At 68.9% G+C, this 25,483-nt stretch carries 27 protein-coding genes; 21 read left to right on the top strand and 6 right to left on the bottom strand.

The window, feature by feature from the left end; translation table 11 throughout:
* Window positions 1-151 precede the first annotated feature (151 nt).
* From ACT9F5_RS10030 to ACT9F5_RS10040, 3 genes are all read right to left on the bottom strand, one after another.
* A complete protein-coding gene (locus ACT9F5_RS10030) occupies window positions 152-1,417 on the bottom strand; it encodes a heme biosynthesis HemY N-terminal domain-containing protein (RefSeq protein ID WP_445119803.1) in 1,266 nt (421 codons plus the stop codon).
* A complete protein-coding gene (locus ACT9F5_RS10035) occupies window positions 1,414-2,403 on the bottom strand; it encodes a uroporphyrinogen-III C-methyltransferase (RefSeq protein WP_445119804.1) in 990 nt (329 codons plus the stop codon). The genes ACT9F5_RS10030 and ACT9F5_RS10035 overlap by 4 nt, the downstream gene beginning before the upstream one ends.
* 69 nt (window positions 2,404-2,472) lie before the next feature.
* The gene (locus ACT9F5_RS10040) at window positions 2,473-3,237 is read right to left on the bottom strand and encodes a uroporphyrinogen-III synthase (protein ID WP_445119805.1); all 765 of its coding nucleotides are present in this window, start codon (window positions 3,235-3,237) and stop codon (window positions 2,473-2,475) included.
* Between the two features lie 37 nt (window positions 3,238-3,274).
* On the opposite strand from ACT9F5_RS10040, the gene ACT9F5_RS10045 reads away from it, so the two are divergent.
* The 5 genes from ACT9F5_RS10045 (at window position 3,275) to ACT9F5_RS10065 (ending at window position 6,378) form a co-directional block, all read left to right on the top strand.
* Window positions 3,275-3,733: a YiiD C-terminal domain-containing protein gene (locus ACT9F5_RS10045; RefSeq protein WP_445119806.1), complete on the top strand. Its 459-nt coding sequence runs from the start codon at window positions 3,275-3,277 to the stop codon at window positions 3,731-3,733.
* Between the two features lie 47 nt (window positions 3,734-3,780).
* Entirely contained in the window at window positions 3,781-4,194 is a 414-nt protein-coding gene (locus ACT9F5_RS10050) for a hypothetical protein (protein WP_445119807.1), read from the top strand.
* Between the two features lie 69 nt (window positions 4,195-4,263).
* On the top strand, window positions 4,264-4,701 hold the full coding sequence (locus ACT9F5_RS10055; RefSeq protein ID WP_445098342.1) for a rhodanese-like domain-containing protein: 438 nt from the start codon (window positions 4,264-4,266) through the stop codon (window positions 4,699-4,701).
* 110 nt (window positions 4,702-4,811) lie between these two features.
* On the top strand, window positions 4,812-5,342 hold the full coding sequence (secB, locus tag ACT9F5_RS10060) for a protein-export chaperone SecB (protein ID WP_445119808.1): 531 nt from the start codon (window positions 4,812-4,814) through the stop codon (window positions 5,340-5,342).
* 10 nt (window positions 5,343-5,352) lie between these two features.
* Window positions 5,353-6,378, top strand: coding sequence for an NAD(P)H-dependent glycerol-3-phosphate dehydrogenase (locus ACT9F5_RS10065; RefSeq protein ID WP_445119809.1), 1,026 nt, complete (start codon window positions 5,353-5,355; stop codon window positions 6,376-6,378).
* Window positions 6,379-6,472: 94 nt separating this feature from the next.
* On the opposite strand, the gene ACT9F5_RS10070 is transcribed toward ACT9F5_RS10065, so the two are convergent.
* Entirely contained in the window at window positions 6,473-7,054 is a 582-nt protein-coding gene (locus ACT9F5_RS10070; RefSeq protein ID WP_445119810.1) for an Ax21 family protein, read from the bottom strand.
* 125 nt (window positions 7,055-7,179) lie between these two features.
* Window positions 7,180-8,094, bottom strand: a complete 915-nt coding sequence (locus ACT9F5_RS10075) for an alpha/beta hydrolase fold domain-containing protein (protein WP_445119811.1) — start codon at window positions 8,092-8,094, stop codon at window positions 7,180-7,182.
* A gap of 125 nt (window positions 8,095-8,219) precedes the next feature.
* Here ACT9F5_RS10075 and ACT9F5_RS10080 point away from each other — a divergent pair, with 125 nt between their 5' ends.
* The 16 genes from ACT9F5_RS10080 to eda all read left to right on the top strand — a co-directional run bounded on the left by ACT9F5_RS10080 (window position 8,220) and on the right by eda (window position 23,799).
* On the top strand, window positions 8,220-9,041 hold the full coding sequence (locus tag ACT9F5_RS10080; protein WP_445119812.1) for a hypothetical protein: 822 nt from the start codon (window positions 8,220-8,222) through the stop codon (window positions 9,039-9,041).
* A 112-nt stretch (window positions 9,042-9,153) separates the two neighbouring features.
* On the top strand, window positions 9,154-9,729 hold the full coding sequence (locus ACT9F5_RS10085; RefSeq protein ID WP_445119813.1) for a sigma-70 family RNA polymerase sigma factor: 576 nt from the start codon (window positions 9,154-9,156) through the stop codon (window positions 9,727-9,729).
* On the top strand, window positions 9,726-10,514 hold the full coding sequence (locus ACT9F5_RS10090) for an anti-sigma factor domain-containing protein (protein WP_445119814.1): 789 nt from the start codon (window positions 9,726-9,728) through the stop codon (window positions 10,512-10,514). The genes ACT9F5_RS10085 and ACT9F5_RS10090 overlap by 4 nt, the downstream gene beginning before the upstream one ends.
* Before the next feature lie 145 nt (window positions 10,515-10,659).
* The gene (locus ACT9F5_RS10095; protein WP_445119842.1) at window positions 10,660-11,565 is read left to right on the top strand and encodes a fatty acid desaturase; all 906 of its coding nucleotides are present in this window, start codon (window positions 10,660-10,662) and stop codon (window positions 11,563-11,565) included.
* Window position 11,566: 1 nt separating this feature from the next.
* Window positions 11,567-12,871, top strand: a complete 1,305-nt coding sequence (locus ACT9F5_RS10100) for an FAD-dependent oxidoreductase (protein ID WP_445119815.1) — start codon at window positions 11,567-11,569, stop codon at window positions 12,869-12,871.
* 23 nt (window positions 12,872-12,894) lie between these two features.
* Window positions 12,895-13,662, top strand: coding sequence for a DUF1365 family protein (locus tag ACT9F5_RS10105; RefSeq protein WP_445119843.1), 768 nt, complete (start codon window positions 12,895-12,897; stop codon window positions 13,660-13,662).
* A complete protein-coding gene (locus ACT9F5_RS10110) occupies window positions 13,659-14,942 on the top strand; it encodes a class I SAM-dependent methyltransferase (RefSeq protein ID WP_445119816.1) in 1,284 nt (427 codons plus the stop codon). The genes ACT9F5_RS10105 and ACT9F5_RS10110 overlap by 4 nt, the downstream gene beginning before the upstream one ends.
* Before the next feature lies 1 nt (window position 14,943).
* The gene (locus ACT9F5_RS10115) at window positions 14,944-15,495 is read left to right on the top strand and encodes a DUF2878 family protein (RefSeq protein WP_445119817.1); all 552 of its coding nucleotides are present in this window, start codon (window positions 14,944-14,946) and stop codon (window positions 15,493-15,495) included.
* Window positions 15,492-16,289: a DUF1295 domain-containing protein gene (locus ACT9F5_RS10120; protein WP_445119818.1), complete on the top strand. Its 798-nt coding sequence runs from the start codon at window positions 15,492-15,494 to the stop codon at window positions 16,287-16,289. The genes ACT9F5_RS10115 and ACT9F5_RS10120 overlap by 4 nt, the downstream gene beginning before the upstream one ends.
* Entirely contained in the window at window positions 16,286-17,368 is a 1,083-nt protein-coding gene (locus ACT9F5_RS10125; protein WP_445119819.1) for a class I SAM-dependent methyltransferase, read from the top strand. Before ACT9F5_RS10120 ends, ACT9F5_RS10125 begins: the two co-directional genes overlap by 4 nt.
* Entirely contained in the window at window positions 17,365-17,934 is a 570-nt protein-coding gene (locus tag ACT9F5_RS10130) for a lipocalin family protein (protein ID WP_445119820.1), read from the top strand. The genes ACT9F5_RS10125 and ACT9F5_RS10130 overlap by 4 nt, the downstream gene beginning before the upstream one ends.
* Before the next feature lie 84 nt (window positions 17,935-18,018).
* Window positions 18,019-19,497 (top strand): glucose-6-phosphate dehydrogenase, encoded by a 1,479-nt coding sequence (zwf, locus tag ACT9F5_RS10135; RefSeq protein WP_445119821.1) that lies wholly within the window; start codon window positions 18,019-18,021, stop codon window positions 19,495-19,497.
* The gene (gene pgl, locus ACT9F5_RS10140; protein WP_445119822.1) at window positions 19,475-20,227 is read left to right on the top strand and encodes a 6-phosphogluconolactonase; all 753 of its coding nucleotides are present in this window, start codon (window positions 19,475-19,477) and stop codon (window positions 20,225-20,227) included. Before zwf ends, pgl begins: the two co-directional genes overlap by 23 nt.
* Window positions 20,227-22,155 carry a phosphogluconate dehydratase gene (edd, locus tag ACT9F5_RS10145; RefSeq protein ID WP_445119823.1) on the top strand — a complete coding sequence of 643 codons (1,929 nt, stop codon included), beginning with the start codon at window positions 20,227-20,229 and terminating at the stop codon, window positions 22,153-22,155. Before pgl ends, edd begins: the two co-directional genes overlap by 1 nt.
* Window positions 22,152-23,150, top strand: a complete 999-nt coding sequence (gene glk, locus ACT9F5_RS10150; protein ID WP_445119824.1) for a glucokinase — start codon at window positions 22,152-22,154, stop codon at window positions 23,148-23,150. Before edd ends, glk begins: the two co-directional genes overlap by 4 nt.
* Window positions 23,143-23,799, top strand: a complete 657-nt coding sequence (gene eda, locus ACT9F5_RS10155; RefSeq protein WP_445119825.1) for a bifunctional 4-hydroxy-2-oxoglutarate aldolase/2-dehydro-3-deoxy-phosphogluconate aldolase — start codon at window positions 23,143-23,145, stop codon at window positions 23,797-23,799. The genes glk and eda overlap by 8 nt, the downstream gene beginning before the upstream one ends.
* Before the next feature lie 137 nt (window positions 23,800-23,936).
* On the opposite strand, the gene ACT9F5_RS10160 is transcribed toward eda, so the two are convergent.
* The gene (locus tag ACT9F5_RS10160) at window positions 23,937-25,373 is read right to left on the bottom strand and encodes a solute:sodium symporter family transporter (protein ID WP_445119826.1); all 1,437 of its coding nucleotides are present in this window, start codon (window positions 25,371-25,373) and stop codon (window positions 23,937-23,939) included.
* Window positions 25,374-25,483: the final 110 nt, after the last annotated feature.

Below are 25,483 nucleotides of genomic sequence, written 5' to 3' on the forward strand. Positions count from 1 at the left end.
GCACAGCAAAAAAAGCGCGGGCGAAGATGCCCGCGCTTCTGTAGGAGCGGCTTTAGCCGCGATCGGAAGTCGGCGCGAGCGAACGACTCCAGATCGCGGCTAAAGCCGCTCCTACAAGAAATCCGACATCCCTGCGAATCCGCCGCGCGCGCTACTCGCGCAGCCGCGGCATGCCGTGTTCGTCGCGCTCCTCGGCGACCGACTGGTCGTAGATCCGCTCGCGCAGGTCGCGCCCGGGGAGTTCGGTGATCGCCTCGCCGCGGGTCGCGCGCAGGGCGTTGGCGTAACTCAGGCGTGCGCGCGGTTCGTCGCCGGCCTGGGCGAAGCCGTGGCCAAGTTCCTCCCACGCTTCGGCATTGGCGCCCTGGGCCAGTGCGCGGTGCAGGTAGGCCTCCGACTGCGGCCACTGGCCTTGCGCACGGCTCAGCCGTGCCAGGCTCAGCAACAGGCCCGGGCTGGCCGGGTGCGCTTCGAGCCAGCGCTCGGCGCGCTCGCGGCGGGCGTCGATCCGGCCGATCGGCAGACGCCCGTAGAGACCGGCCAGCGATTCGTCCCAACGCGCGTCGAGTGCCTGTTCGACGCTCTTCGCCGAGGCTTCTTCCCAACGCAATGCAGCGGCACGTTCGGCGTACGCGGCGACCGCGGCCGGCTCGCTGCGCAGCGGCTTGGGCAGGGCTTCCCAGCGGTCGGCAAGCACGTTGGCGTCGCCGGCTTCGCGCAGTGCGGCCTCGGCCCAACGGGTCTCCAGTGCGTCCACCCGTGCCGGCGGCAAGGCTTGCTGCTGGCGGATCGGGCCGAGCAGGCCGTAGGCGTCACCGGTGCGGCCGGTGGCCGCCAGCGCCTGCGCACGCAAGGCCAGCCCGCGCGGCGGCAGCGGCTGCACGTTGGGTCCATCGAGCACGGCCAAGGCGTCAACCGGGCGGTCGTCGGCGAGCGCCAGTTCGGCTGCGGTCAGTGCACGGGTCAGCGGGTGCGGGCCGGCGAGCGCATCAAGATGCTGGTTGGCGACGGCGGTGTCGCCCCGGGCTGCTGCGGCACGCGCGGCACCGGCGCGGGCGACGTGGCCGATGCCATCGTCCTCCGCGGTCGGCGCGCGCGCGGCCTCGTCGAGCAACTTCTCGGCGCGGCTCCAGTGGCCCTGGTTGAGCGCGTTGAGGCCATCGGTGAGCTTGGCCCGCGCCGCACGCTCGCGGCGACGGCGCAACGCGGCCAGCGGCAGGCTCAGCATCTTCCACAACAGCCATGCGGCGACCAGCACGCCCAGGCCGATCAGCAACGCGGCGGCGAGGGTGGTGGTGTAGTCGGTGCCGCGGTAACGGACCAGCACGTAACCCGGATCCTGCACCAGCAGCTGCGCGACCAGCGCGCCGACCAGCACCAGCACGATCAACAACAACAGGTTGCGGAACAGGTTCATTGGCGGGGCTCCTGGCTCGTGGCGCGCGACTGGCGCAGTTGGGCCAGTGTGCTGCCGAGGGTCGGAAGCGAGAGTGAAAGCGGCAGTGCCGCGACCGCACGCAGGCGTTCGCGTTGGCGCTGCCGTTCAGGCGAATCCGGCATCAGTCGCAGCAACCAGCCATCAGTGCGACGCAAGGCGGCGCGGTAGCCGTCGACGTCACGACGCTCGGCCGCGGCACGGGCGAGGCTTATTTCCAGCTGCAACCCGGCGCGGGCGGCGGCGACGTCGGCCGGTTGCACCGCGACCGCGCGATCGCTCGGGCGCACGTCGAGGATGTTGGCGAACGCACGGCGCCACCACGGTTGTGCGGCTTCCGGTTGGGCAGCGCTGCGCGCGTCCGGCTGCACCTGCGTGATCGACTGTGCGAACGTGTCCAGTTGCGCCATCGCCTGAGCGCGCGGGTCGGCCTCGAGTGCGTCGAGCGCGGCGCGTTCCTGCCCGAGGGTCTGGCGCAGGCTCAGATACGCAGGGTCGTCGACACCTTCGAGCACGCCGGCGGCAAGCGCCAGTGCGCGCCGCGCACCATCGAGGTCGCCGGCGATCGACAACCGCTGCCCGGCGATCGACAACAGCATTTCCGCCTCGTCCAGACGCAGTGCCTGTGCGCCATGACGATCGGGATCGGCGAAGCGGGCGAAGCTGTCTTCGATGATCGCCGAGCGCTCGCCCAGCCCGAGCAGTTCGTCGCGCAATACCCCGTTGGTCGCGACCGTCTGCTGCAGCCGGCCGGCCTGGGCGCGCTGGTCGCGACGCAGACCGTCGACACGGTCGTCGAGGGCCTGCAGGCGCAACTCGACATCGCTGGCGGCGCGGGATTCGTCCGCACGCGACTGCCACCATTGCCAGCCGTACCAGCCGGCGCCGGCAAGCAACAGGAAAACCAGCAGCCACCACGGCCAACTGCTGCGGCGACGCGGGGAGGAATCGGGGGAAGTCGGGGACACGGACGCAACCGGTGGACGAAGTGCCGACATGCTACCGGAAGCACGGCTGCCGGCCTGCCGTGGCGGGGCTCAACCCAGTATCGACGCGGCCGCTTCGACCAGGCTCGCGGGGCGTGCATCCGCTGCCCGATGACCGTGCGCGAAACCCAGCGCGTACGCCAGTTCGAGCAGACGGTCGCTGGCTCCAATTACCGGCAGCGAACGGACCCGCGCGGCGAGATCGGCCGGCAGTGCGTCCATGACCAACCGCAGCCCTTCGCCGCTGGATACCGCGACCGCTGCCGGCCGCGACAGTCCACGCAATGCCGCAAGCGCGTGCGCCGACGGCGCCAACGAAATGCGCCGGTACACATCAGCGCGCCGGACCTCTCCGCCGCGCGCCTGCAACGCCGGAGCCAACGTCCCCCGGCCGCCGGGCGCGGTGACCAGGCCGATCTTGAGGCCGTCGAGACGCTGCAAGCCGGGCAGTGCCAGCAGGCCTTCGCTGTCCATCCGTCGCGGCGCCGCGACTTCACCGGCGCCGGCGCGCCTGAGCGCCGCAGCGGTACCGGCGCCGACCGCGAACCACTGCTGGCCATCGGCCGGGCGCAGCGGTTGCAACATGGCCGCCGCCCGCACCGCCATCGGGCTGGTGAACAGCACCCGCGGCGCGTCCAGTGCCGCCTGCAAGCCGGCCTGCGCACCGTCGTCGTCGAGCGGCTGCAACCGCCACGGCGACAGCGCGATGATCCCGCCACCGCAGCGCGTGGCGGCACGGCGCATCGGTCCGTGCTGGCCACGGGGGCGCAGCGAGATTACGTACCATGCCGGCAATGGCGGAGTGTCGGTCGACATTGCGCCAGCATATAGCGACCACTTACTGGAACCCCGGATGCCCCACGCCGAAGCCCTGCAACGTCTCAACCACCACTACCAGTCGATGCCGCCGGTGGCGGTGATGGACCTGCGCATCGCCGCCTATGATGGCCAGCGGCTCCAATTGCATGCGCCGCTGGCGCGCCACGTCAACGACAAGGGTTGCGCGTTCGGCGGCAGCCTGGCCTCGATGATGACGCTGGCCTCATGGGGGCTGGTGTCGTTGCAACTGGAGGCCGCCGGGATCGATGCCGACGTGTTCGTCGCCGACAGCCAGATCCGCTACCTCGCGCCACTGTTCGACGATATCGAGGTGGATGCCGAGCTCGGCGCCGGCGAGGACTGGGCCACCTTCATTGCGACCCTGCGCCAGCGCGGGCGTGCGCGTACCCAACTGGTGGCAAAGGTACCGCTGCCCGCCGGCGGCATTGCGACCGAGTTCACCGCGCGCTACGTCGCGATCGCCCGGCGCTGAGCCGCGGCGACTACCATGGGCGCCTTGCCATGACCCGGAGCGCGCCGATGCGCCTGATCACCACCGTGCTGCTGGCCGTGCTCGCGCTCGCCGGCTGCGCCAGTTCCAGCCCCGCCGCCAACGCGCTCGATGCCGCGCAGTACGCCTGGTCCGGCGCGATCCGCTGGAACGATTTCGGCGGCGCGCTCAACCTGGTCGATCCCAGGCTGCGCGAGGAGCACCCGCTGACCGAACTGGAGCGCAAGCGCTACGAACAGATCGAGATCTCGGCCTACCGCGACGTCGGCTCCAGCCGCAACATCAAGGCCGGCACCGCGGTGCGCAGCATCCAGATCGGCGTGGTCAACAAGCACACGATGGAGCAGCGCGAGGTCCGCTACCAGGAGACCTGGCGCTGGGATGAGGCAGGCAAGACCTGGTGGATCACCAGCGGCCTGCCGGACCTGTGGGCCGGCGAATAGGGCCCGGAGCATGAGCCGGCCGCCGCTTTCTGCGACAATCGCCGGCCCGCTCGCCGCCGTCGTGACGCCGTGACCCTCGATGAACTGCTGGCCTTCGCCGGCCGCCACCCCTACCTCTCGCTCGGACTGGTCGCGCTGACCGTGGCGATCATCTACACCGAGGTCATGCGCCTGTTCCGCGGCTACAAGGCGCTGCGCCCGGCCGAGCTGACCGCGCTGATCAACCGCGACAACGCGCTGCTGATCGACCTGTCGGCCAGCAACGACTTCCAGAAGGGCCACATCGCCGGCAGCAAGTCGGTGCAGCCCAGCCAGTTCGACCCCGAGAACAAACTGCTGGCCAGTGCCCGTGCGCTGCCGGTGGTGGTGACCTGCCGCACCGGCCAGGCCTCGGCGGATGCCGCCAAGCGGCTCAAGAAGGCCGGTTTCGAGCACGTCTACTGGCTCGAGGGCGGCGTCCAGGCCTGGCAGCACGCCGACCTGCCGCTGGTGAAAGGCCGCGGCTGAACGGGCAGGCCCCCCTTGCAACCGGCCCGCGCGTCCCCCATGCCGGACCCGGGGGCGCGAATCCGCGCGTGCCATACTTGATTTTTTCCGCCTTTTAGCTGGAGTTCGAGATGTCCGAAGAAAACCTCAACGGCGCCGTCGCGCCGGAAGCCGCCACCGACGCCACCGCCACCGGTCCGGCGTTCACGGTCGAGAAGATCTATGCCAAGGACGTTTCGTTCGAAGTGCCTGCCGGCCCGGCCGCATTCAGCGAGCAGACCCAGCCGCAGTTGCAGATGAACCTCAACCAGGCCGTGCAGCGCATCAATGAGAGCGCCTACGAGGTCACCCTCGGCATCACCCTGACCTGCAACGCCGGCGACAAGGCGCTGTACGTGGTCGAGGTCAAGCAGGCCGGCGTGTTCACCCTGGCCGGGTTCGAGCCGGCGCAGCTCGACGGCATGCTCGGTACCCACTGCCCGAACGTGCTGTATCCGTACGCGCGCCAGCTGATCAGCAGCCTGGTCCAGTCCGGTGGCTTCCCGCCGTTCTTCCTGCAGCCGATCAACTTCGACGCGCTGTATGCCGAAGGCCTGCGCCAGCGCGCGGCGAAGCAGGCCGAGGGCCTGGCTGCCGACGCCGAGACCGCCGGCAACGCCTGACCGGTCGCGCATGCACAACACATCGACCAGCGTCGCGGTGCTCGGGGCTGGTTCCTGGGGCACCGCGCTGGCCGCACTGATCGCCCGCCACGGCCACCGCACGGTGCTGTGGGGTCGCGACGCGGCCAACATCGCGATGATCGACCGCGGCCACCAGAACCCGCGCTACCTGCCCGACATCGCCTTGCCCGACACCCTGCGCGCGACCACCGACCTGGCGGCCGCGCTCGAGGGTGCCGAGCTGGTACTGGTGGTGGTGCCGTCGCACTCGTTCGCCGACACCCTGCGCGCGCTGGCACCGCATCGGCCCGCCGCGGCCGGGGTGGCGTGGGCGAGCAAGGGCTTCGAGCCCGGAAGCGGACGCTTCTTGCACGAGGTGGCCGCCGAGGTGCTGGGGCCGGACGTGCCGTTGGCGGTGGTGACCGGACCGTCGTTTGCCAAGGAGGTCGCGCTCGGCCTGCCGACCGCGTTGACCGTGCATTCGGCGACCGCCGACTTCGCGCAATCGGTCGCCGAGGTGTTGCACGGGCCCAATTTCCGCGCCTACACCGGTGACGACATGCTCGGCGCTGAACTCGGTGGCGCGATGAAGAACGTGCTGGCGGTGGCGACCGGTGTCGCCGATGGCATGGAACTCGGGCTCAACGCGCGGGCCGGGCTGATCACCCGCGGGCTCAACGAGATGCTCCGGCTCAACCGCGCGCTCGGTGGCCAGCCGGAAACGCTGATGGGCCTGGCCGGCCTCGGCGACCTGGTGCTGACCTGCACCGGCGACCTGTCGCGCAACCGCCGGCTCGGCCTCGCGCTGGGCCGCGGGCAGGGCATCCAGGAGGCGGTACGCGAGATCGGCCAGGTGGTCGAGTCGGTGCAGACCGCCGACGAAGTCATGCGGCTGGCCCGCCGCCACGACGTCGAACTGCCGATCGCCGAGGCGGTGCACGCCGTGCTGCACGGCGAGATCACTCCCGGCGAAGGCCTGCGCCAATTGATGGCCCGCGAGCAGAAGGCCGAATACCCGAGCGCGATGTTCGGCTGAGTGGCGCACAAGAAAGCCCGGCCGGAGCCGGGCTTCGATCGCGACGATCAGGGGAGAGAGAAAAGTCGCGGGTACTGCGGTTGCCCGGTGCTGCCTAGAACGTGATGCGCGGGCCGATGAAGTACTGGGTGGCGCCGTCGACGAACTTGACGTCGCCGCTGATGCCCCACATCGGGTTGAACTTCACCTGCGCGCCGACGCGACCGTAGAAGTCGCCGTCGTAGTCGCTGCCGTCCTCGTAGCCGGCCAGCGCATAGCCTTCGAGGTTGCGGGTCAGCGCGCCACGCACGCCGGCCTCGACGCTGTAGCCGTCGAGCGAGCTGTCGAACTCGTCTTCCGAGCGCTCGTAGGCGACGCGGGTCAGCAGGTCGGCATTCGGCGAGATCTCGTGGTTGTAGCCGATGCCCAGGCGCATCTGGTCGATGTCGACGCCATCGAAGTTCACGCCGCCGACGTTGAAGTCATCGGTCTTCTGCCCGGCGTAGCCGCCGAACACGTGGAAGTTGGGGGCGATCGCGCCGGAGCCGTTGATGGCCCAGCCGTCGGCATCGATGCCGCTGTCGGTTTCGGTGGCCATGTAGCCGCCTTCGACATAGTTGTATGACACGCCGTCGGCTGCGGACGCGGCGAACGGCAGGGCGGCGATCAGGGGCAGGGCGAGCAATGACTTCTTCATAAGGTCTGAGCCTCTTTATGTTTGATGGGTCCGGGCCGCGTATCGGGGGATGGCTGTGCCCGGGACCCGAAGTATCCGGGGGGCGGCCAAATCCGCCCTGAACTGTCGACGCAGGAGTGAAGGAACTACACGCCCTGTTCAGGGTCGGGCGGCTGTTCGCATCCACCCTCATCCACGGACGGTTTGCTGTGGACGAAGGCCAGCACTGCCGGAAGCAGGCACGGCGCGCGTGCCGGATCGTAGAAGCCGGCAAGCGGGGTGCCGTGGGTTCCGTCGGGTAGCAGCAACAGGTGTGCATTGACACCGTTCGCGCGTAGTTTGTCCGCCAGCTCGATGCTGTCCCGGCTTTCGACAACGTCATCGTCGAGGCCGTGAACCAGCAGGAACGGGGGTTCGTCGCCGCTGACGAAGTTCACCGGCTGCGCCTGCGGCCACTGCGTGCGCGGGCCGAAGACAGGCTCCAGATCGCCGTCGATCACGAAATCGTAGGGACCGGACAGTCCGACCACCCCGGCCAGGTTGGTGGGTGCAATCCCGTGGCGACGCAGATAGCGTCCATCGGTGGCGAGCAGCGCGGCAATGTGTGCCCCCGCCGAGTGGCCTGCCACGAACAGGCGGTCGGGATCGCCCCCGCGGGAAGCGGCGTTGTCGCGGGCCCATGCCACCGCTTGCGCCGCGTCGTCGATAAAGTCCGGAAAGCCGGCCCGCGGCCAGGTCCGATAGTCCGCGACGATCGTGAGGATTCCGTTGGCCGCGAGGCGACGGCCGACGAAGCGGTACTGCTCGCGTTTGCCTCGTTGCCAGCTTCCTCCATAGAAGAACACCACGACCGGCGCGGCCGTGGCGGGCATCGGTTGGGGTCGATAGATGTCCAGCGAAAGCCCGCGTGCAGGCGAGAACACCACCGTGGCCTCGGGAGGGGCCAGGCCACGGTTGAGGAATCCGAACAGCACGCGCTGGCAGCCGCTGCCTACCAGCAGCATCGCTGCCAGTGCCACGGCACGAACAAGCAGGACGGGATGGGGCAGGGGGTTCGGCATGGCACTCCTGGTCGACTCGGTCGTCGCGACATGCAGGGATACGCATCCAGGGCCGATCAGGATGCAACTGCATCCTCCGCCGGCCAGCGCTCGTACAACGGGGCAAGCCGAACCGGACACGCAACATGCGCCTGCGATCAATCTCGACCACCCCGTGGCTGCAGTCGGGAACGCACGGGTTGGCGGCCGCGTTGCTGTCGGGGATCACGCTCGTCGGAGCGTCGGGCGCATGGGCGGCGGAGCGATACGAAGGCCTGGCCTACTCGACGACGGACGGCGGGCTGTCGTATCGCGAGGTTCACTGGCGCTACCGGCAGCATGGCCGGCCCGCCCGCCTGGTGGTCTATCACTGTGCCAATGGCGAGCCCTTCGCGCGCAAGCACCTGGTGGACAGCGGCCGGCCTGGCGCGCCCGACTTCGACTTCCTCGACGCACGCGATGGCTACCGCGAGGGCGTGCGCAAAGCGGGTGACCTGCGGGAGGTGTACTGGCAAGCCAGTGGAGACCGGGCAATGAAGACAGCCATGCTGGAGCCGACGGCGAATGCGGTGATCGACGCCGGGTTCGACAGTCTGGTGCGAGCGCGCTGGCAGGCATTGCAGCGCGGGACGGCCGTCAGCGCCGCATTCCTGTTGCCGAGCCGGCTGGACTTCATCGACGTCAGCATCGACAAGGTCGAATCGGCGAACGAGCCGGACGGCACCACCCGGTTGCGGATGGAGCTGGATGCCTGGTACGGATTCGCCGCGCCGAAGACGGAGCTGGTCTACCGCAACAGCGACCGGCAACTGCTTCGGTTCGAAGGGGTCGGCACCATCCGCGACAAGCAGGGTCGCCACCAGCAGGTGCGTATCGAGTTCCCGCCCGGGTTGCACCGGAACAACATTGATCGCGGGCAGGTCGATGCCGCCGCCGCCACGCCCTTGGTCCACAACTGTGAAGGCTGACCCGGCGCGCATCCGCTGGCGTCGGCGATTGCCCCGGGGCGCTGTCGCGTGTCATAAACCCGGGCAGTGGGGACGCTTTCCCCACTCTACTTCGCACCGGCGAGGATTCCGGATGACCGACACGAGTGTGCGCGAACGCGATGAAGCGGCCGACAGTGTCGACGCACTGCTGCTGCGCGTGGCCGCGGGCGACCAACCCGCCTTCGAGACCCTGTACCGCACTACCGCGGGCAAACTGCTGGGCATCTGCCTGCGGGTGTTGTCCGACCGCGCCGAAGCCGAAGACGTGTTGCAGGACGTCTATGTCACGGTCTGGAACAAGGCCGGCCAGTTCGATGCCAGCCGGGCCCGCGCCGTGACCTGGATGGGCACCATCGCACGCAACCGCTCGATCGATCGCCTGCGCGCGCTGCCCGCACCGGCAAGTCGCGCGTCGATCGACCTCGCAGAGGCCGCCCACGATCCCGCGCCATCACCGGCGGTGCAGGCCGAAGCGGCCGGCACCCGTGCGCAACTCGACGATTGCATGGAGCAACTGGAGCCGCGCCGCAAGACCCTAATCCGCACCGCGTTCTTCGACGGCGCGACATACGAGGAGCTGGCGACACGTTCGGGCTCGCCGCTGGGATCGGTCAAGAGCTGGATCCGACGCGGACTGCTGCAACTCAAAGCGTGCCTTGAGCAATGAACGGTAGCGATCAGTTTGACGGCGGGCCCGGCGATGGCGGTACTAACGCGCCGCCCCCGAGCGACGAAGTACGCGCCGGTGAGTACGTCCTCGGCGTGTTGGACGCCCAAGAGCGTCGGCATCTCGAGGCGAGGATCGCCACCGACCCGCTATTTGCCGGACTGGCCGAGGCATGGGAGCGGCGGCTGGCACCGTGGGTGCTGCGTGTTGACGAGGTGTCGCCATCGGCGCATGTCTGGCCGCGAATCCGTAACCGGATCGGCGTGTCGCCGGTCGCGGGCGGTCGCCGTGGGGTGTGGAACAGCGCTCCGTTCTGGCGGGCCGCGACCGGGCTGGCTGCGGCCGCCGGCATCGCTGCGGTGGTGATCGGGCTGCAGGCTCCGCCACCAGCCCCCTTGCCGACCCCAGTCGCGGTGGTGCAACCGCCGGTGGTCGAGGAGCAGGTCGCCAAGCCGGTCACGGTACTGGCCCGCGACGATGGCTCCACCGGCTGGCTCGCATCGATCGACGTCGATGCCGGCAAGGTGTTGATGGTGCCGGTGCCGACCCCGCCCGACGCCAGCGGCTTGGTCAACGAGCTATGGATCATTCCCGCCGGCGCGGCACCGGTATCGCTCGGCTTCGTGTCCAACGAAAAAGCCCACACCATCACCGTGCCGCCAGCGTTGCAGCAGGCGCTGGCGGTTGGCGCGACGCTGGCCATCACGCTGGAGCCGCAGGCGGGCATGCCACATGCCGCGCCCAGCGGACCGATCGTAGCCAAGGGAGGCATCAACACGATCTGACTACGCTGCATCCGTTGCCGGGTCTGCTCCGTACAAGCGGTATAGAACGGATCCGGAGTGATGCATGACCACGCAGTCGCCCAAGCTTGCCGAAGCGACGACCTCGACCCCCCCGGTCCCCGGGCGACCCAGCTGGCTCGACACCCTGCGTCGCTGGATCGATTCGGAATCGCCGGCGACCGGGCAAACCGACGACGCTGTATCCAACCGGATCGACTGGTTGCGCGCTTCGCCATTCGTGGCAATGCACCTGGCCTGTGCTGCGGTGCTCTGGGTCGGCGTATCGCCGGTGGCGCTGGCCGTCGCCGCCGGCCTGTACGCCCTGCGCATGTTCGCGCTGACCGGGTTCTACCATCGCTATTTCTCGCACCGCACGTTCCGCACCTCGCGGCCGGTGCAATTCGTGTTCGCGGTGATCGGCGCGTCATGCGTGCAACGCGGGCCGCTGTGGTGGGCGGCACACCATCGCAACCACCACCGCCACACCGATACGGCGCTGGACCCGCATTCGCCCAGGATGCATGGCTTCGTCTGGAGCCACGTCGGCTGGTTCCTGACCCCGCATGGATTCCGCACCGACTGGGCGCGTATCCCCGACCTTGCCAGGTACCCCGAGCTGCGTTGGCTGGATCGCTACGACACCCTGGTACCGGTGCTGCTGGCGGCTCTGCTGTACGGGTTGGGCGCGCTGCTTGAACGTGTCGCGCCGGGGCTGGACACCAGCGGCGGGCAGATGCTGGTGTGGGGGTTCTTCGTGTCGACGGTGGTGCTGTTCCACGCCACCGTGACCATCAATTCGCTGGCCCACCGTTTCGGCACGCGCCGCTTCGATACCGGCGATGACAGTCGCAACAACGCATGGCTGGCGCTCATCACATTTGGCGAGGGCTGGCACAACAATCACCACTTCTTCCCCGGCACGGTCCGGCAGGGCTTCCGCTGGTGGGAGGTCGATCTGACCTGGTATGGCCTGAAGGCCATGGCGGCAGTCGGTCTTGTACGCGATCTCAAGCCGGTCCCTGCCTGGGTCGTGGCGAAGGCTCGGGGCTGACATGCGCATCGCGGTAGTCGGCTCCGGCATATCAGGCCTGGCCTCGGCGTGGCTGCTGTCGCGCCAGCACGAGGTGGTGCTGTTCGAGGCCAACGACTACCTCGGTGGCCATACCCATACCCATGACATCGAGCTGCAGGGCCGGCGCCACGCGGTGGACACCGGTTTCATCGTCCACAACCCGGTGCACTACCCGTTGCTGACGGCGTTCTTCGACGCGCTCGGGGTCGGGTCGCAACCGACGACCATGGGCTTCTCGGTGCACAACGAAGGCAGTGGGCTGGAGTACAACGCCACCTCGCTGGACGCGTTGTTCTGCCAGCGGCGCAACCTGCTGTCGCCACGCTTCCTCGGAATGCTGCGGGACCTGGTGCGCTTCTACCGCATCGCTCCGCGGTTGCTCGACAGCGACGACCCGGGTCCGAGCCTGTCCGATTATCTGGCCGAACACCGGTTCGGCGCCGCCTTCCGCGACGACCATCTGGTGCCGATGGCTTCGGCGCTGTGGTCGTCGCCGGTCGACCGGATCCTCGCGTTCCCGGCGCGCTACCTGGTGCAGTTCATGGCCAACCACCACATGCTGCAGCTCAGCGGTCGGCCGGACTGGCGGGTGGTACGCGGTGGTTCGCGTTCCTATGTCGATGCGCTGCAGTCGCGCTGGGAGGTCGCTGTCCGATTGGCCACGCGGGTACGCGCAGTGCATCGCGATACAGATGGTGTCGAACTGGTCACCGAGCATGCGCGCGAACGTTTCGACCAGGTGGTACTTGCCTGCCACAGCGACCAGGCGCTGGCCGTGCTGGCGGATGCCGACGCTCGCGAGCGCGACGTGCTCGGCGCGATGCCTTACCAGGCCAACGACGTGGTGCTGCACACCGATTCGCGACTGCTGCCGCGCCACCCCAAGGCATGGGCGGCGTGGAACGTGCACGTGCCGCGCGACCCGTCCGCGCACTGCACCGTCAGCTACTGCATGAACCTGCTGCAGCGCCTCGATGCACCGCAACCGCTGGTGGTCACGCTCAACCGGACCGACGCCATCGACTCCGGGCGCATGCTGCGGCGGATGCGTTACCACCATCCGGTGTACTCCCACGCCTCGGTGGCGGCGCAGGCTCGACGTCAGGAGATCCAGGGCCGCCGCCACACATGGTTCGCCGGCGCGTACTGGGGCTGGGGGTTCCACGAGGACGGCATCCGCAGCGCGGTCGACGTGGCTCGCGCGTTGGGCGCCTGCCGGCCGGCTGCAAGCCCGGGCGAAACAATGACCGCGCCCTTGGCGCGCCGGGGACGCGCGTCGTCATGAACTCCCGGGTCGAGAGCCACGGCGTGACCGCCAGCGCCATCTATGAGGGGCGGGTGGTCCATCGTCGGCACAAGCCGCAGGCGCACGCATTCGAGTACCGGATGGCGCAACTCTATCTCGACCTGGACGAGCTCGACCAGGTGTTCGCCGGCCGCTGGCTGTGGTCGACCAATCGCCGCAACCTGGCCGAGTTCCGCCGAAGCGACTATCTGGGTCCGTCGTCGCTGGGGCTGGCCGACGCGGTGAGACGTCGCGTCCACGCGGCGGTGGGCGCGACGCCGGAAGGCCCGATCCGCCTGCTCACCCACCTGCGTTATGGCGGCCACGTGTTCAACCCGGTGAGCTTCTACTACTGCTACGCGGCGGATGGCCGGACTCTGGAGTACATCGTCGCGGAGATCACCAATACCCCTTGGCATGAACGACATACCTACGTGCTGCCCACCGCTTCGGCATGCGTCCGCGGAAACGCGTGGCACTGGGACTTCGCCAAGCGCTTCCACGTTTCGCCGTTCCTGCCGATGGACTGCGGCTACCACTGGGCGCTCACCCCGCCGGGGAAGGAACTGCGGATCCACATGGAGGTGTTGCGCGATGGCGAACGCGAGTTCGATGCCTCGCTATCGCTGCAGCGCCGCCCGCTAGACCGCCAGGCGCTGGCGCGCGTGCTGTGGCGTTACCCGTTGATGACCGTGCAAGTAGTCGCCGCCATCCACTGGCAGGCGTTGCGACTGTGGCTCAAGCGCACCCCCGTCCATCCCCATCCCGACCTTCCGCGAGACCGCCCATGAACTCCAGCCCGATCGTTACGCCTGCCCGACCCTCCGCCGTCGCCAGCGGGTTGGATCGCTGGCTGCGCGCGCGCCTGCTGTCCCGGCTCGGCGCCCTGCGCGGTCGCGCCTTGCGCATCGTCGACGAATCCGGCGCGATGGAGCTGGGCGGCAGTGGCAGCGCCGAGCCGCCGTTGACACTTGAAGTGCACGATCCGCGGTTCTATCGCGCGGTCGCGGCGAACGGCTCGGTCGGCGCCGCCGAGGCCTACATGGATGGCGCCTGGCAATGCGATGACCTGGTCGGACTGGTGCGGCTGCTGGTGCGTAACCGCGAGCTGCTCGATGGCATGGAAACCGGGCCGGCGCGGCTTGGCGGCATGGCGATGCGCGGGCTGCACACCCTGCGTCGCAATACCCGCAGCGGCTCGCGTCGCAACGTCATGGCGCATTACGACCTGGGTAACGAGTTCTTCGGCCTGTTCCTGTCGGACGACCTGATGTACTCGTCGGCGATGTATGCCGGTGAGGACGACAGCCTGGAGCAGGCGTCCCGGCGCAAGCTCGACCGATTGTGCGACAAGCTGCGGCTGCAGCCCGGCGACCGGGTGGTGGAGATCGGCACCGGGTGGGGCGGCTTCGCGATCCATGCGGCATCGCGCTACGGCTGCCATGTCACCACCACCACCATCTCGCCCGAACAGCACGCACTGGCCAGCGCACGCGTCGCCGCGGCCGGACTGCAGGAGCGGGTCACGCTGCTGCAACAGGACTATCGCGACCTGGACGGCCAGTACGACAAGCTGGTCTCGATCGAGATGGTCGAGGCGATCGGCGCCGCCTACCTGGATACCTACTTCGCCAAGCTCGGCACGTTGCTCAAGCCCGACGGCCTGGCGGTGATCCAGGCGATAACCATCGAAGACCACCGCTACCAGCGCGCGCTGCGTTCGGTCGACTTCATCAAGCGCCATGTGTTCCCCGGCTCGTTCATTCCGTCGGTCGGCGCGATGGTCGCCGCCAAGACCCGCAGCTGCGACTTGGCGATGGTCCACCTGGAGGACTTCGGGTCGTCCTACGCCCGCACGTTGGCCGACTGGCGCCAGCGCTTCATGGGGCGCCTGCCGGCGGTCCGTGCGCAAGGCTTCGACGAACGCTTCATCCGCATGTGGGAGTTCTACCTGGCCTATTGCGAAGGCGGTTTCCGCGAACGATCGATCGGGGTCGCGCAGATGCTGCTGGCCAAGCCGCATAGCCGTGACGCCGAATACCTGGCCGGTCTCGACCGGATCGAGGCCTGACATGCGCTTCTGGACCAACCTGATCGGTTACCAGCTGGTCTGGTTCGCGGTGGTGATCAGCGCCGCGCGGGAACGGCCGGGGTGGGGCATCGCTGCAGCCCTGATGTTCGTGGCGGTGCAATGGTGGGCGTCGCCGGTCCGCCGTGCCGACGCGCGGGTGGTGGGCTGTGCATTGCTGCTCGGTATCGCCGTCGACGGCAGCCTCGCCGCTTCGGACCTGTTGCGCTATGCCGGAGCATTCCCCGCACTGATCGCGCCGGGTTGGATCCTCGCGCTGTGGGCGGCGTTCGCGATGACGGTCAATCACTCGATGGGGTTCATCCGTGGCCGCGCGGGGCTCGCCGCGCTGCTCGGTGCGGTCGGCGGTCCGATGGCCTACCTCGGTGCGGCGCGCGGCTTCGGCGCCGTCGAGTTCTCCGTCCCCGTGTTCAATGGGCTTGCGGCGCTTTCGGTCGGCTGGGCGATTGCAATGACCGTATTGATGGTGCTGGCCGGGCGTTGGCAACGTCGCAATTCCGCCACGATGGCGACACCGCGGCAGGTGGTCCGATGAGCGCGTTCGGTGGACTGGTGCTGGCGTGGGCGATCGCGGCCGTCCTTCAACTGGCGGGCTGGGCTTGGCAACGCAGGCATCGCAATGCCGGAATCGTGGATGCGCTGTGGGCGTTCGGAATTGGTATCGCCGCGCTGGTGATCGCGCTATCGGGCGACGGCGCGCCGTTGCCGCGCACGCTGCTGGCGATCCTCGCCGGCGGCTGGGGTCTGCGACTGGGCTGGCACCTGTGGCAACGCGTCCGCGGTGAGCCCGAAGACGGCCGTTACGCGCACCTGCGTGGACGATGGCAGCAGGACGGGCGCAAATGGCTGGCGTTCTTCCAGTTGCAGGCGTTGCTGGTGGCGCTGTTCGCAGTGCCGTTCATGGCGGTGGCGCGCAACCCGGTATCCGGCGTGACCGGATGGATGGTGGCAGGCATCGCGGTGTGGGTTGTCAGCGTCGCCGGCGAGGCCGTGGCCGATTCCCAACTGGCCCGCTTCCGCGCCGACCCAGCCAACCGCGGTCGCACCTGCCGCAGCGGACTGTGGCGCTACTCGCGCCACCCGAACTACTTCTTCGAATGGCTGCACTGGTTCACCTACGTGCTGCTGGCGGTCGGTTCGCCCTGGTGGTGGCTGGCCTGGGCCGGCCCACTGGTGATGTTCGTGTTCCTGCGCTGGATCAGCGGCATTCCCTACACCGAGGCGCAGGCGCTTCGCACCCGCGGCGACGACTACCGCGAGTACCAGCGCAGCACGCCGATGCTGTTTCCGTGGTTTCCCTCACGCCCCGCTTCCAGGAGCACCCAATGAACACTGCCACCGTGGCCGACCTGGCACCCGACGTCCCCGCCGATGGCCTGCTCGGTCTGGCCGAACGCGGCCGTGTCCCCGATGTCGCGCTGCGCCTGGGCATCCGCCGGATGTGCGCGCAGCGCCTGCGGGAGGAGAGCGAAGGTGGCCCGGAAGCACAAAGCCTGCGCTTTCGTCGCCAGCTGGCGATGCTGCGCGAGAGCCCGGTCGCGATCCATGTCGACGCCGCCAACCGCCAGCACTACGAGCTGCCGGCGGAATTCTTCCGGCAGTGCCTCGGACCGCGCTTCAAGTACTCGTCGTGCTACTACCCGAGCGGCGGCGAGTCACTGGCCGAGGCAGAGGACGCGATGCTCGAACTCTACGGCGAACGCGCGCAGCTGGCGGATGGACAGGACATCCTCGAGCTGGGCTGCGGCTGGGGTTCGCTGACCCTGTGGATGGCGACGCGTTACCCGAACGCGCGGATCACGGCGGTCTCCAATTCGCGCTCGCAACGCGAGTTCATCGAAGCGCGCTGCCGCGAGCTGCAACTCGGCAACGTTCGGGTACTGACCTGCGACGTCAACCGGCTGGAGCTGCAGCCGGCGCAGTTCGACCGTTGCATCTCGATCGAGATGTTCGAGCACATGCGCAACTACCGGACCCTGCTGGATCGCATCGGCCACTGGCTGCGCGTCGACGGCGCCCTGTTCGTGCACATCTTCTGCCACCGCACGTTGCTGTACCCGTTCGAGACCGACGGCGGCGACAACTGGATGGGCCGGCACTTCTTCACTGGTGGGTTGATGCCATCGGCGGACACGTTCTCCTGGTTCCAGCGCGCGCTGCGGATGGAACAGCGCTGGCTGGTCGATGGCCGCCACTACCAGCGCACCGCCAACCACTGGTTGCAGAACCAGGACCGGCGACGCGAAGCGGTGATGCCGATCCTGCGCGAGGCTTATGGCGATGCCGCCGGTTTGTGGTTCCAGCGCTGGCGGATGTTCTGGATGGCCTGCGCGGAATTGTTCGGTTACGCCGATGGCAGTGAGTGGATGGTCGGGCACTACCTGTTCCGCAAGGAGCGGCAGGCATGAGTTCGCGGCGAGGGCGCATCGGGGCGGCAGTCACGGCGCTGGCGGCGATGCTGGCCGGGTGCGCGCACGCGCCGCCGACGATCACCCCGGTCGACCAGGTCGACCTGCCGCGCTTCATGGGCGACTGGTACGTGATTGCCCACATCCCGAGTCGCTGGGAGGACAACGCCTACAACGCCGTGGAGACCTATGCGTTGCGCGACGACGGCAGCGTCCAGACCACCTATCGCTATCGCGAGGGCGGGTTCCAGGCGCCGCTGGAAACGATGCGGCCCGTCGGCTTCGTCCAGCCCGGCACCAACGGCGCGGTCTGGGGCATGCAGTTCGTCTGGCCGATCAAGGCCGAGTACGTGATCGTCGATCTCGATCCAGCGTACTCGTACACGGTGATCGGCCGCAGCGCGCGCGACTACGCCTGGGTGATGGCACGCACGCCGACGATGCCCGAGGCCGACTACGCGGCGGCACTGACGAAACTGCAGGCGCTCGGCTACTCGCTCGACAATCTGCGCAACGTGCCGCAGCAATGGCCCGAACGCGATCCGCGGGATGATGCCGGATACTGAGGCCTGACCGCACCTGCAAACGTATGCACTGGTCGTGTGCCGGCTGTCGGCATTAGTCTGCGTGTTCTCCGCACGGATCACGCAATGAACGGCACGCCCGCCTCGCTGTTGACCATCTTCGGTGCCACCGGGGACCTTGCCCGCCGCATGTTGCTGCCCTCGCTGCACGGGCTGGAGAACGACGGCCTGCTGCCGCCGGCGTTGCGGATACTCGGTACCGCGCGCAGCGAGCTGGACCTCGAGGGATTCAAGGCGCTGGTCGCCGACGCAATCGGACAGTACGTGCCGGCCGCCGAGCGCAACGACGCCACGCTGGCGCGGTTGCTGCAACGCATCCACTACCAGGCGGCGTCGGTGGACGATGCAGCGTCGATGCAGTCGCTGTGCGAGGCCATCGCCGCATTGCGCGACGGCGATGTCGTCTACCACCTCAGCACCGCGCCGCGCTGGTACGCGCCGATCTGCGACGCGCTCGGCCAGCACGGCCTCGGCGGCGCCGGTACCCGGGTGATGCTGGAAAAGCCGCTCGGCCACGACCTCGCCAGTGCGATCGAAATCAACGACGGCGTCGCCCGGGTGTTCGACGAGGAACGCGTGTTTCGCGTCGACCATTACCTCGGCAAGGAAGGCGTGCAGAACCTGCTGGCGCTGCGCTTCGGCAATGCCTTGTTCGAGCCGTTGTGGAACGCGCGGCACATCGAGCAGGTGCAGATCACCGTCGCCGAGACGGTCGGGGTCGAGGGCCGTGGCGACTATTACGACGGCTCCGGTGCGATGCGCGACATGCTGCAGAACCACCTGCTGCAGCTGCTGTGCCTGGTCGCGATCGAGCCGCCGTCGCAGTTCGAGCCAACCGCGGTGCGCAACGAGAAGATCAAGGTGCTGCATTCGCTGCGCGCGATCGGTCGCGAGCAGGTGGCCGCCGATACCGTCATCGGTCAGTACGGCGCGGGTGCGGTCGATGGCGTGGCGGTGCCCGGCTACCGCGATGAACTGTCCGATAGCGGCGCGGGCCGCCCGAGCACCACCGAAACCTATGTCGCCCTGCGCGCGCGGATCGACAACTGGCGCTGGAAGGGCGTGCCGTTCTACCTGCGCACCGGCAAGCGCATGCCGCAGCGCTGCACCGAGATCTACCTGCAGTTCCGCAGCGTGCCGCATTCGATCTTCGACCACGGCGCCAGCGCGTTGCAGCCCAATGCGCTGGTGATCCGCCTGCAGCCGGAGGAGCGCATCGAGCTGCGTCTGATGAGCAAGACCCCGGGCCTGGACCGCGCTGGCCTGCAGTTGTCGCAGGTCGCGCTGGACCTCGACATGCAGGAGGAGTTCGGAGCGCACCGGCGCCGGCTGGCTTACGAGCGCCTGTACATGGACGCGATCGAGGGCAACGGCACGCTGTTCGTGCGCCGCGACGAGACCGAGGCCGCGTGGCGGTGGGTCGACGCGATCCACGATGGCTGGCGCCACGCCGGCATGGTGCCCAAGACCTATCCGGCGGGCACCTGGGGACCGGGCAGTGCGGTCACCCTGACCGATCGCCATGGCCACGCATGGCGCGAATGACGACGATGTCTGGGGTGACGCACTGATGGCCTTCGTCGAGCACGACTACACCGATGCCGAGGCACTGGCCGTGAGCCTCGCGGAGCAGTTGCGGGCGACCTGCGCCGATGCCGTGGCGGCGCGCGGCCAGGCCTGGCTCGCGCTTGGTGGCGGGGGCACGCCGCTGCCGCTGTACCGGCGGCTGGCCGCGAGCGACCTGCTGTGGCCGCAGGTGATGCTGGTGCCGACCGACGAGCGCTGCGTGCCGCACGATCATCAGGCCTGCAACCTAGCGGCGATCGGAAGCGCGTTCGACACGGCCGAGGGCGCGCAGCTGCTTGCACTGACCACTCCCGATGGCGATCCGGAACGTTCCGAGGCGCGTGCGCGCGCGACCCTGGCTCACCATCCCGCGCCGTTCGACGCAGTGGTGCTCGGGATGGGCGCCGATGCGCACACCGCATCGCTGTTCCCCGGCGTGCCCGGACTGGCCGAGGCGCTGGATCCGGCGTCAGCGGTCGACGCCTGCAGGATCGACCCGCAGCCGCTGCCGCCCGAGGCGCCATACCCGCGGATCACCCTGACTGCCGCCCGCCTGCTGCGTGCACGCGCGCTGCACCTGGTCATCGTCGGCGAAGCCAAGCGCGCGGTGTTGCGTCGCGCCGCTGCATCGCACGACTTGCTGCAACATCCGATCGCCGCCTTCCTGCACGCCGCGACCGCGCAGTTGCACGTACATTGGAGTCCGTGATGAGTCTGCACCCCACCATTGCCCGCGTTACCGATCGCATCATCGAGCGCAGCCGCGGCCCGCGTGCCGACTACCTGCGACGGATGGACGCGGCGCGCGATTCCGGACCCGCGCGCATGCAACTCGCCTGCGGCAACCTCGCGCACGGCTTCGCGGCCTCCGGAAACGACAAGCCGACCCTGCGCGACGGCCACGCCGGCAACATCGGCATCGTCACCGCGTACAACGACATGCTCTCCGCGCACCAGCCGCTGGAGCCGTACCCGAGCCTGATCCGTGCCGCCGCGCGTGCGGCCGGCGGCACCGCGCAGGTCGCCGGTGGCGTGCCGGCGATGTGCGACGGCGTCACCCAGGGTCGCGACGGCATGGAGCTGTCGCTGTTCTCGCGCGACACCATCGCGCTGGCGACCGCGGTCGCGTTGTCGCACGACATGTTCGACGCCGCGCTGCTGATGGGCGTGTGCGACAAGATCGTGCCCGGCCTGCTGATCGGCGCGCTGAGCTTCGGCCACCTGCCGGTGATCTTCGTGCCGGCCGGACCGATGACCTCGGGGCTGCCCAACAAGGAAAAGGCCGCGGTGCGCCAGCGCTTCGCCGAGGGGAAGGCCAGCCGCGCGGAACTGCTTGATGCCGAGTCGCGCAGCTACCACGGCCCTGGCACCTGCACCTTCTACGGCACCGCCAATTCCAACCAGATGCTGATGGAAGTGATGGGCCTGCACATGCCGGGTACCGCGTTCGTCAATCCGGGTACGCCGTTGCGCGACGCGCTGACCGTGGCCGCGACCGAACAGGCGCTGCGCATCACTGCATTGCGCGACGACTACATTCCGCTCGCACACACGGTCGACGAGAAGGCGCTGGTCAACGCGATGGTCGGCCTGGCCGCGACCGGCGGCTCGACCAACCACGCGATCCACCTGGTCGCGATCGCGCGCGCGGCCGGCGTGTTGATCGACTGGGACGACCTCGACGAACTGTCGAAGGCGACCCCGCTGCTGGCGCGGATCTACCCCAACGGCAGCGCCGACGTGAACCACTTCCACGCCGCCGGTGGCATGGGCTTCGCGATCCGCGAACTGCTCGACGCCGGACTGCTGCATCCCGACATCCGCTGCGTGCACGGTGGCGACCTGCGCCAGCAGGCGATGGAGCCGTACCTCGACGACCTCACCCTGCGCTGGCGCGATCCGCCGGTGGCGTCGCTCGACCCCGACGTGCTGCGCGGCGCCGCGTTGCCGTTCGACAGCGAAGGCGGACTGCGTCGGCTGGCCGGCAACCTCGGCCGCGGGATCGTCAAGATCTCCGCGGTCGCGCCCGAGCACCGCGCGATCACCGCGCCGGCGCGGGTGTTCGAGTCGCAGGACGCGGTCATCGCCGCGTTCCAGGCCGGACAGCTCCAGGGCGATTTCGTCGTGGTCCTGCGTGGCCAGGGCCCGCGCGCCAACGGCATGCCCGAGTTGCACAAACTGACCCCCACCCTGGGCGTGATGCAGGACCGTGGCCAGCACGTCGCGTTGTTGACCGACGGCCGCATGTCCGGCGCCTCCGGCAAGGTGCTGGCGGCGATCCACGTGACCCCGGAAGCGGCCGATGCCGGCGTGATCGCGCGCGTGCGTGACGGCGACCTGATCCACCTCGACGCCGAAGCCGGAGTGATGGAGTTGCAGGTCGACGCGGCGGAATTGCAGGCGCGTCCGTTGTCGAACGCGTTGCGGGCGGACAGCCAGGTCGGAATGGGCCGCGAGCTGTTCGGCCTGATGCGCGCCAACGCCGGCACCGCCGAGCAGGGCGCCTGCAGCCTGTTCGCGGGTTTACCCGGCGGTGGTCCAACTGCCCATGCCGCGATGGTCGAAACCGGTGGCCCCGAGCCACTGCCGCACCAACCCGGCATCCACCCGCTGCCGGGCGCGGAGGTCGATGCATGAGTGCGGCCGAGCTTGAACTGATCGCCGACATCGGCGGCACCAACGCACGCTTCGCCCTGACCGACCCGACTGCGACGACCCCCCAGCTGCTGCAATCGCAGTCGCTGGAGAACGCCGACTTCGCCAGCCTGCAACACGCCGCCGAACACTACCTGCAGTCGGTCGGCGCGCAGCCGCGCCGCGCGGCGATCGCGCTGGCCTGTCCGGTCAACACCGACGACATCCGCCTGACCAACCGCGCGTGGTCGTTCAGCCGCAACGAACTGCGCCAGTCGCTCGGCCTCGACGAACTGCTGCTGCTCAACGACTTCGGCGCGGTGGCCTGGTCGGTGCCGGCGCTGCAGGCCGACGACCGCATCGCGCTGTACGGACCCGTGCAATCGGGATTGCAGGGCCCGGTCAGCGTGCTCGGCCCCGGTACCGGTTTTGGTGTCGGCCTGCTGGTGGCCGCCGACGATCACGGCTGGCATGCGGTTGAGACCGAGGGCGGCCATGTCAGCTTCGCGCCGCTTGGTGACGAGGAGCAGGCGATCGCGCGCTGGTTGAACGCGCGCCACGGTCGCGTCTCCTACGAACGGCTGCTGTCGGGCAGCGGCCTGGCCTGCATCGACGCGGTGCTGCGCGGCACGGTCGACGCCACCGGCGGCGTGAGCGACCTGCGCGACCCCGCCGCGGTGGTCGCCGCCGCACTCGACGGCCACGACGCATTCGCACGACGCGCACTGGCGCGGTTCTGCGGGATCCTCGGCAGCGTCGCTGGCGATGTCGCACTGATCCACGGCGCGCGCACGATGATGATCGCCGGCGGCATCATCCCGCGCTTCGTGCCGTTCCTGCGCAGCAGCGCGTTCCGCGAGCGGTTCCTGTCCAAGGGCCGCTTCGCCGCTTACCTGGAATCGGTCTCGGTCCAGGTCGTCACCCATCCCAACCCCGGACTGCTCGGCGCCGCCGTCGCATTGCGCCGGGGCGGCAAAACGGGAGTCGCCCATGAATAGCCCGGCCGCGCCGGACATCACCGCCGTCGACACCATCGACGCGCTCCTGCGCCGCGCGCCGGTGCTGCCGGTACTGGCGATCGACCATCTGGACGACGCGGTGCCGCTGGCGCGCGCGCTGGTCGAAGGCGGCCTGCCGGTGCTCGAAGTCACCCTGCGTACCGACGTCGCGCTGGCCGCGATCCGCCGGATCGCCGATGAAGTACCCGACGCGATCGTCGGCGCCGGTACCGTGCTGACGGCCGCCGACCTCGATGCCGTGGTCGCCGCCGGCGCCGCGTTCGCGATCTCGCCCGGCACCACCGATGCGCTCTACATCGCCGCGCGCGACGCATCGATCCCGTGGATCCCCGCGATCGCCACCGCCAGCGAACTGATGCGTGGCCTCGAACACGGCCATCGCCGCTTCAAGTTCTTCCCGGCCGAGGCCGCCGGCGGCGTCGCGACGTTGAAGTCGTTCGCCGGCCCGTTCCCGCAGGCGAAGTTCTGCCCGACCGGCGGCATCGACGCCGACTCCGCCCCGCGCTATCGCGCATTGGGCAACGTGGTCACCGTAGGTGGTTCATGGATGGTGCCGAAGGACGCACTGGCATCGCGCGACTGGGACCGTATCCGCGCGTTGGCACAGGCCTGCACGGATTCCGTTTGACCTCCGGCTCGTCGCGGCGCACCTGATGCTTTTGTAGGAGCGGCTTCAGCCGCGATCTGGAATCGGTTTGGACGGACCGACCGTCCGATCGCGGCTGAAGCCGCTCCTACAGAAGTACGGTCGGTATCGCGACAGGGTCAGCCGCGCTCGCCCGCCAGCGTCGCCGTCTCCCGCCCCGCCAGCATCCGGCTCAACCCCCACGTCACCAGCACCGTCGCCACCAGCGTGATGAACATCAGGTGGATGTAGTGCAGCGGCGTCCACGCAAACGTAAACACCGCGTACAACAGCACGCCGAACACCAGCCCGATCCGCACCGCGCGCGAGTCGATGCGCTTGAACACCACCGCCACCACGAACGCCGCCAGCACCGGCATCGAGTACAGCCCGTTGAGCTGCTGCAACGTCGCGATGATGCTCTGCGCATGCTGGTACAGCGGCACCATCGCCACCGACACCAGCGCGAACACCACCGCCACCCACTGGCCGACGCGCTTCACGTCGGCATCCGGATTCACCTTGGCCAGGTGGATGTCGCAGGTGTACAACGCCGACGCCGAATTCAGGCACGAATTGAAGCTCGACAGCACCGCCCCGGTGATCACCGCCGCGAACGCACCCGACAGCCACGGCGGCAGCACGTCGCCGACAAGCCGCCCGTAGGCCACGTCGCCGACATCGCCATAAAGCTTGTAGGCGATCACCCCCGGCAGAATCACGATCAACGGCGTCAACAGCTTGAACGCCGCGGCCGCATAGATGCCCTTCTGCGCCTCGCGGATCGACCTGGCCGCCATCGCGCGCTGGGCGATCAGCATGTTGGTGCCCCAGTAGAAGATGTGGATGAACACCATCCCGGTCAGCAGCGTGTGCCATGGGATGTCGGAGTCGTCGGCACCAATCAGCGTCCAGCGTTCGGCCGGAATGCCCGACAGGTCCCAGTCGACCGCGACCATCGCGAACAACGCCACCAGTAGCCCCATCACCAGCAGGCCGAGGCCGTTGTAGGTGTCGGAAATCACGATCGCGCGCAGCCCGCCGAAAGCGGCGTACATCAACCCGCCGAGCGCGAACAGCGCGGCGATCAGCAGCACCGGAAGTTGCAGCCCGAACATCGACTTCATGAACACCGCGCCGGTGTACAGCACCACCGGCAGCAGGATGAACATGTAGCCGAGCAGGAACAGCACCGACACCACCCGCCGCAATGCCGGGTCGCCGAGGCGCTTCTCCAGCAGCTCGGTGGTCGTGGTGCAGTTGTACTTGTAGTACATCGGCACCAGCACGTGCGCGAGCACCAGCAGGCCGGCGGCGGCACCGAACTCCCACCACGCCACCAGCATCATCTGCGCGCCGTTCATGCCGACGATCTGCTCGGCGCTGAGGTTGGTCAGCAGCAGCGAGCCGGCGATGAACGGCCACGCCAGCGTGCCGCCGGCAAGGAAGTAGTCACGCGACGCGTTGGCGCTGCGCACCTCGCGGCGGCAGCGCCACCAGGTCAGCAGCGCGACCAGCGCGGTCAACGCGACGAATACCGAAACCTGCACCGCACCCGCATCCAGACCGTTGCCCAAGCGCACGTCCTCCCCGTCGACCAGACAACGCTAACCCCGGCCCGCACTGCAGCATCGCCCCGCGCGTGCTGAATACGTATACAGCCGTCGACACCGTCCCCCTGTAGGAG

This window comes from Lysobacter sp. F6437 (assembly GCF_052547215.1).

Excerpts from the sequence above, each read along its gene's own strand:
- ACT9F5_RS10045 (WP_445119806.1), top strand. The coding sequence starts at position 3,275 with ATGCCCCACGCCGAAGCCCTGCAACGTCTCAACCACCACTACCAGTCG.
- pgl (WP_445119822.1), top strand. The coding sequence starts at position 19,475 with ATGGCCACGCATGGCGCGAATGACGACGATGTCTGGGGTGACGCACTG.
- ACT9F5_RS10070 (WP_445119810.1), bottom strand. The coding sequence starts at position 7,054 with ATGAAGAAGTCATTGCTCGCCCTGCCCCTGATCGCCGCCCTGCCGTTC.
- glk (WP_445119824.1), top strand. The coding sequence starts at position 22,152 with ATGAGTGCGGCCGAGCTTGAACTGATCGCCGACATCGGCGGCACCAAC.
- ACT9F5_RS10080 (WP_445119812.1), top strand. The coding sequence starts at position 8,220 with ATGCGCCTGCGATCAATCTCGACCACCCCGTGGCTGCAGTCGGGAACG.
- edd (WP_445119823.1), top strand. The coding sequence starts at position 20,227 with ATGAGTCTGCACCCCACCATTGCCCGCGTTACCGATCGCATCATCGAG.
- ACT9F5_RS10125 (WP_445119819.1), top strand. The coding sequence starts at position 16,286 with ATGAACACTGCCACCGTGGCCGACCTGGCACCCGACGTCCCCGCCGAT.
- ACT9F5_RS10120 (WP_445119818.1), top strand. The coding sequence starts at position 15,492 with ATGAGCGCGTTCGGTGGACTGGTGCTGGCGTGGGCGATCGCGGCCGTC.
- ACT9F5_RS10090 (WP_445119814.1), top strand. The coding sequence starts at position 9,726 with ATGAACGGTAGCGATCAGTTTGACGGCGGGCCCGGCGATGGCGGTACT.
- ACT9F5_RS10085 (WP_445119813.1), top strand. The coding sequence starts at position 9,154 with ATGACCGACACGAGTGTGCGCGAACGCGATGAAGCGGCCGACAGTGTC.
- ACT9F5_RS10115 (WP_445119817.1), top strand. The coding sequence starts at position 14,944 with ATGCGCTTCTGGACCAACCTGATCGGTTACCAGCTGGTCTGGTTCGCG.
- zwf (WP_445119821.1), top strand. The coding sequence starts at position 18,019 with ATGAACGGCACGCCCGCCTCGCTGTTGACCATCTTCGGTGCCACCGGG.
- ACT9F5_RS10100 (WP_445119815.1), top strand. The coding sequence starts at position 11,567 with ATGCGCATCGCGGTAGTCGGCTCCGGCATATCAGGCCTGGCCTCGGCG.
- ACT9F5_RS10050 (WP_445119807.1), top strand. The coding sequence starts at position 3,781 with ATGCGCCTGATCACCACCGTGCTGCTGGCCGTGCTCGCGCTCGCCGGC.
- ACT9F5_RS10040 (WP_445119805.1), bottom strand. The coding sequence starts at position 3,237 with ATGTCGACCGACACTCCGCCATTGCCGGCATGGTACGTAATCTCGCTG.
- ACT9F5_RS10065 (WP_445119809.1), top strand. The coding sequence starts at position 5,353 with ATGCACAACACATCGACCAGCGTCGCGGTGCTCGGGGCTGGTTCCTGG.
- ACT9F5_RS10110 (WP_445119816.1), top strand. The coding sequence starts at position 13,659 with ATGAACTCCAGCCCGATCGTTACGCCTGCCCGACCCTCCGCCGTCGCC.
- ACT9F5_RS10130 (WP_445119820.1), top strand. The coding sequence starts at position 17,365 with ATGAGTTCGCGGCGAGGGCGCATCGGGGCGGCAGTCACGGCGCTGGCG.
- ACT9F5_RS10030 (WP_445119803.1), bottom strand. The coding sequence starts at position 1,417 with ATGAACCTGTTCCGCAACCTGTTGTTGTTGATCGTGCTGGTGCTGGTC.
- secB (WP_445119808.1), top strand. The coding sequence starts at position 4,812 with ATGTCCGAAGAAAACCTCAACGGCGCCGTCGCGCCGGAAGCCGCCACC.
- eda (WP_445119825.1), top strand. The coding sequence starts at position 23,143 with ATGAATAGCCCGGCCGCGCCGGACATCACCGCCGTCGACACCATCGAC.
- ACT9F5_RS10075 (WP_445119811.1), bottom strand. The coding sequence starts at position 8,094 with ATGCCGAACCCCCTGCCCCATCCCGTCCTGCTTGTTCGTGCCGTGGCA.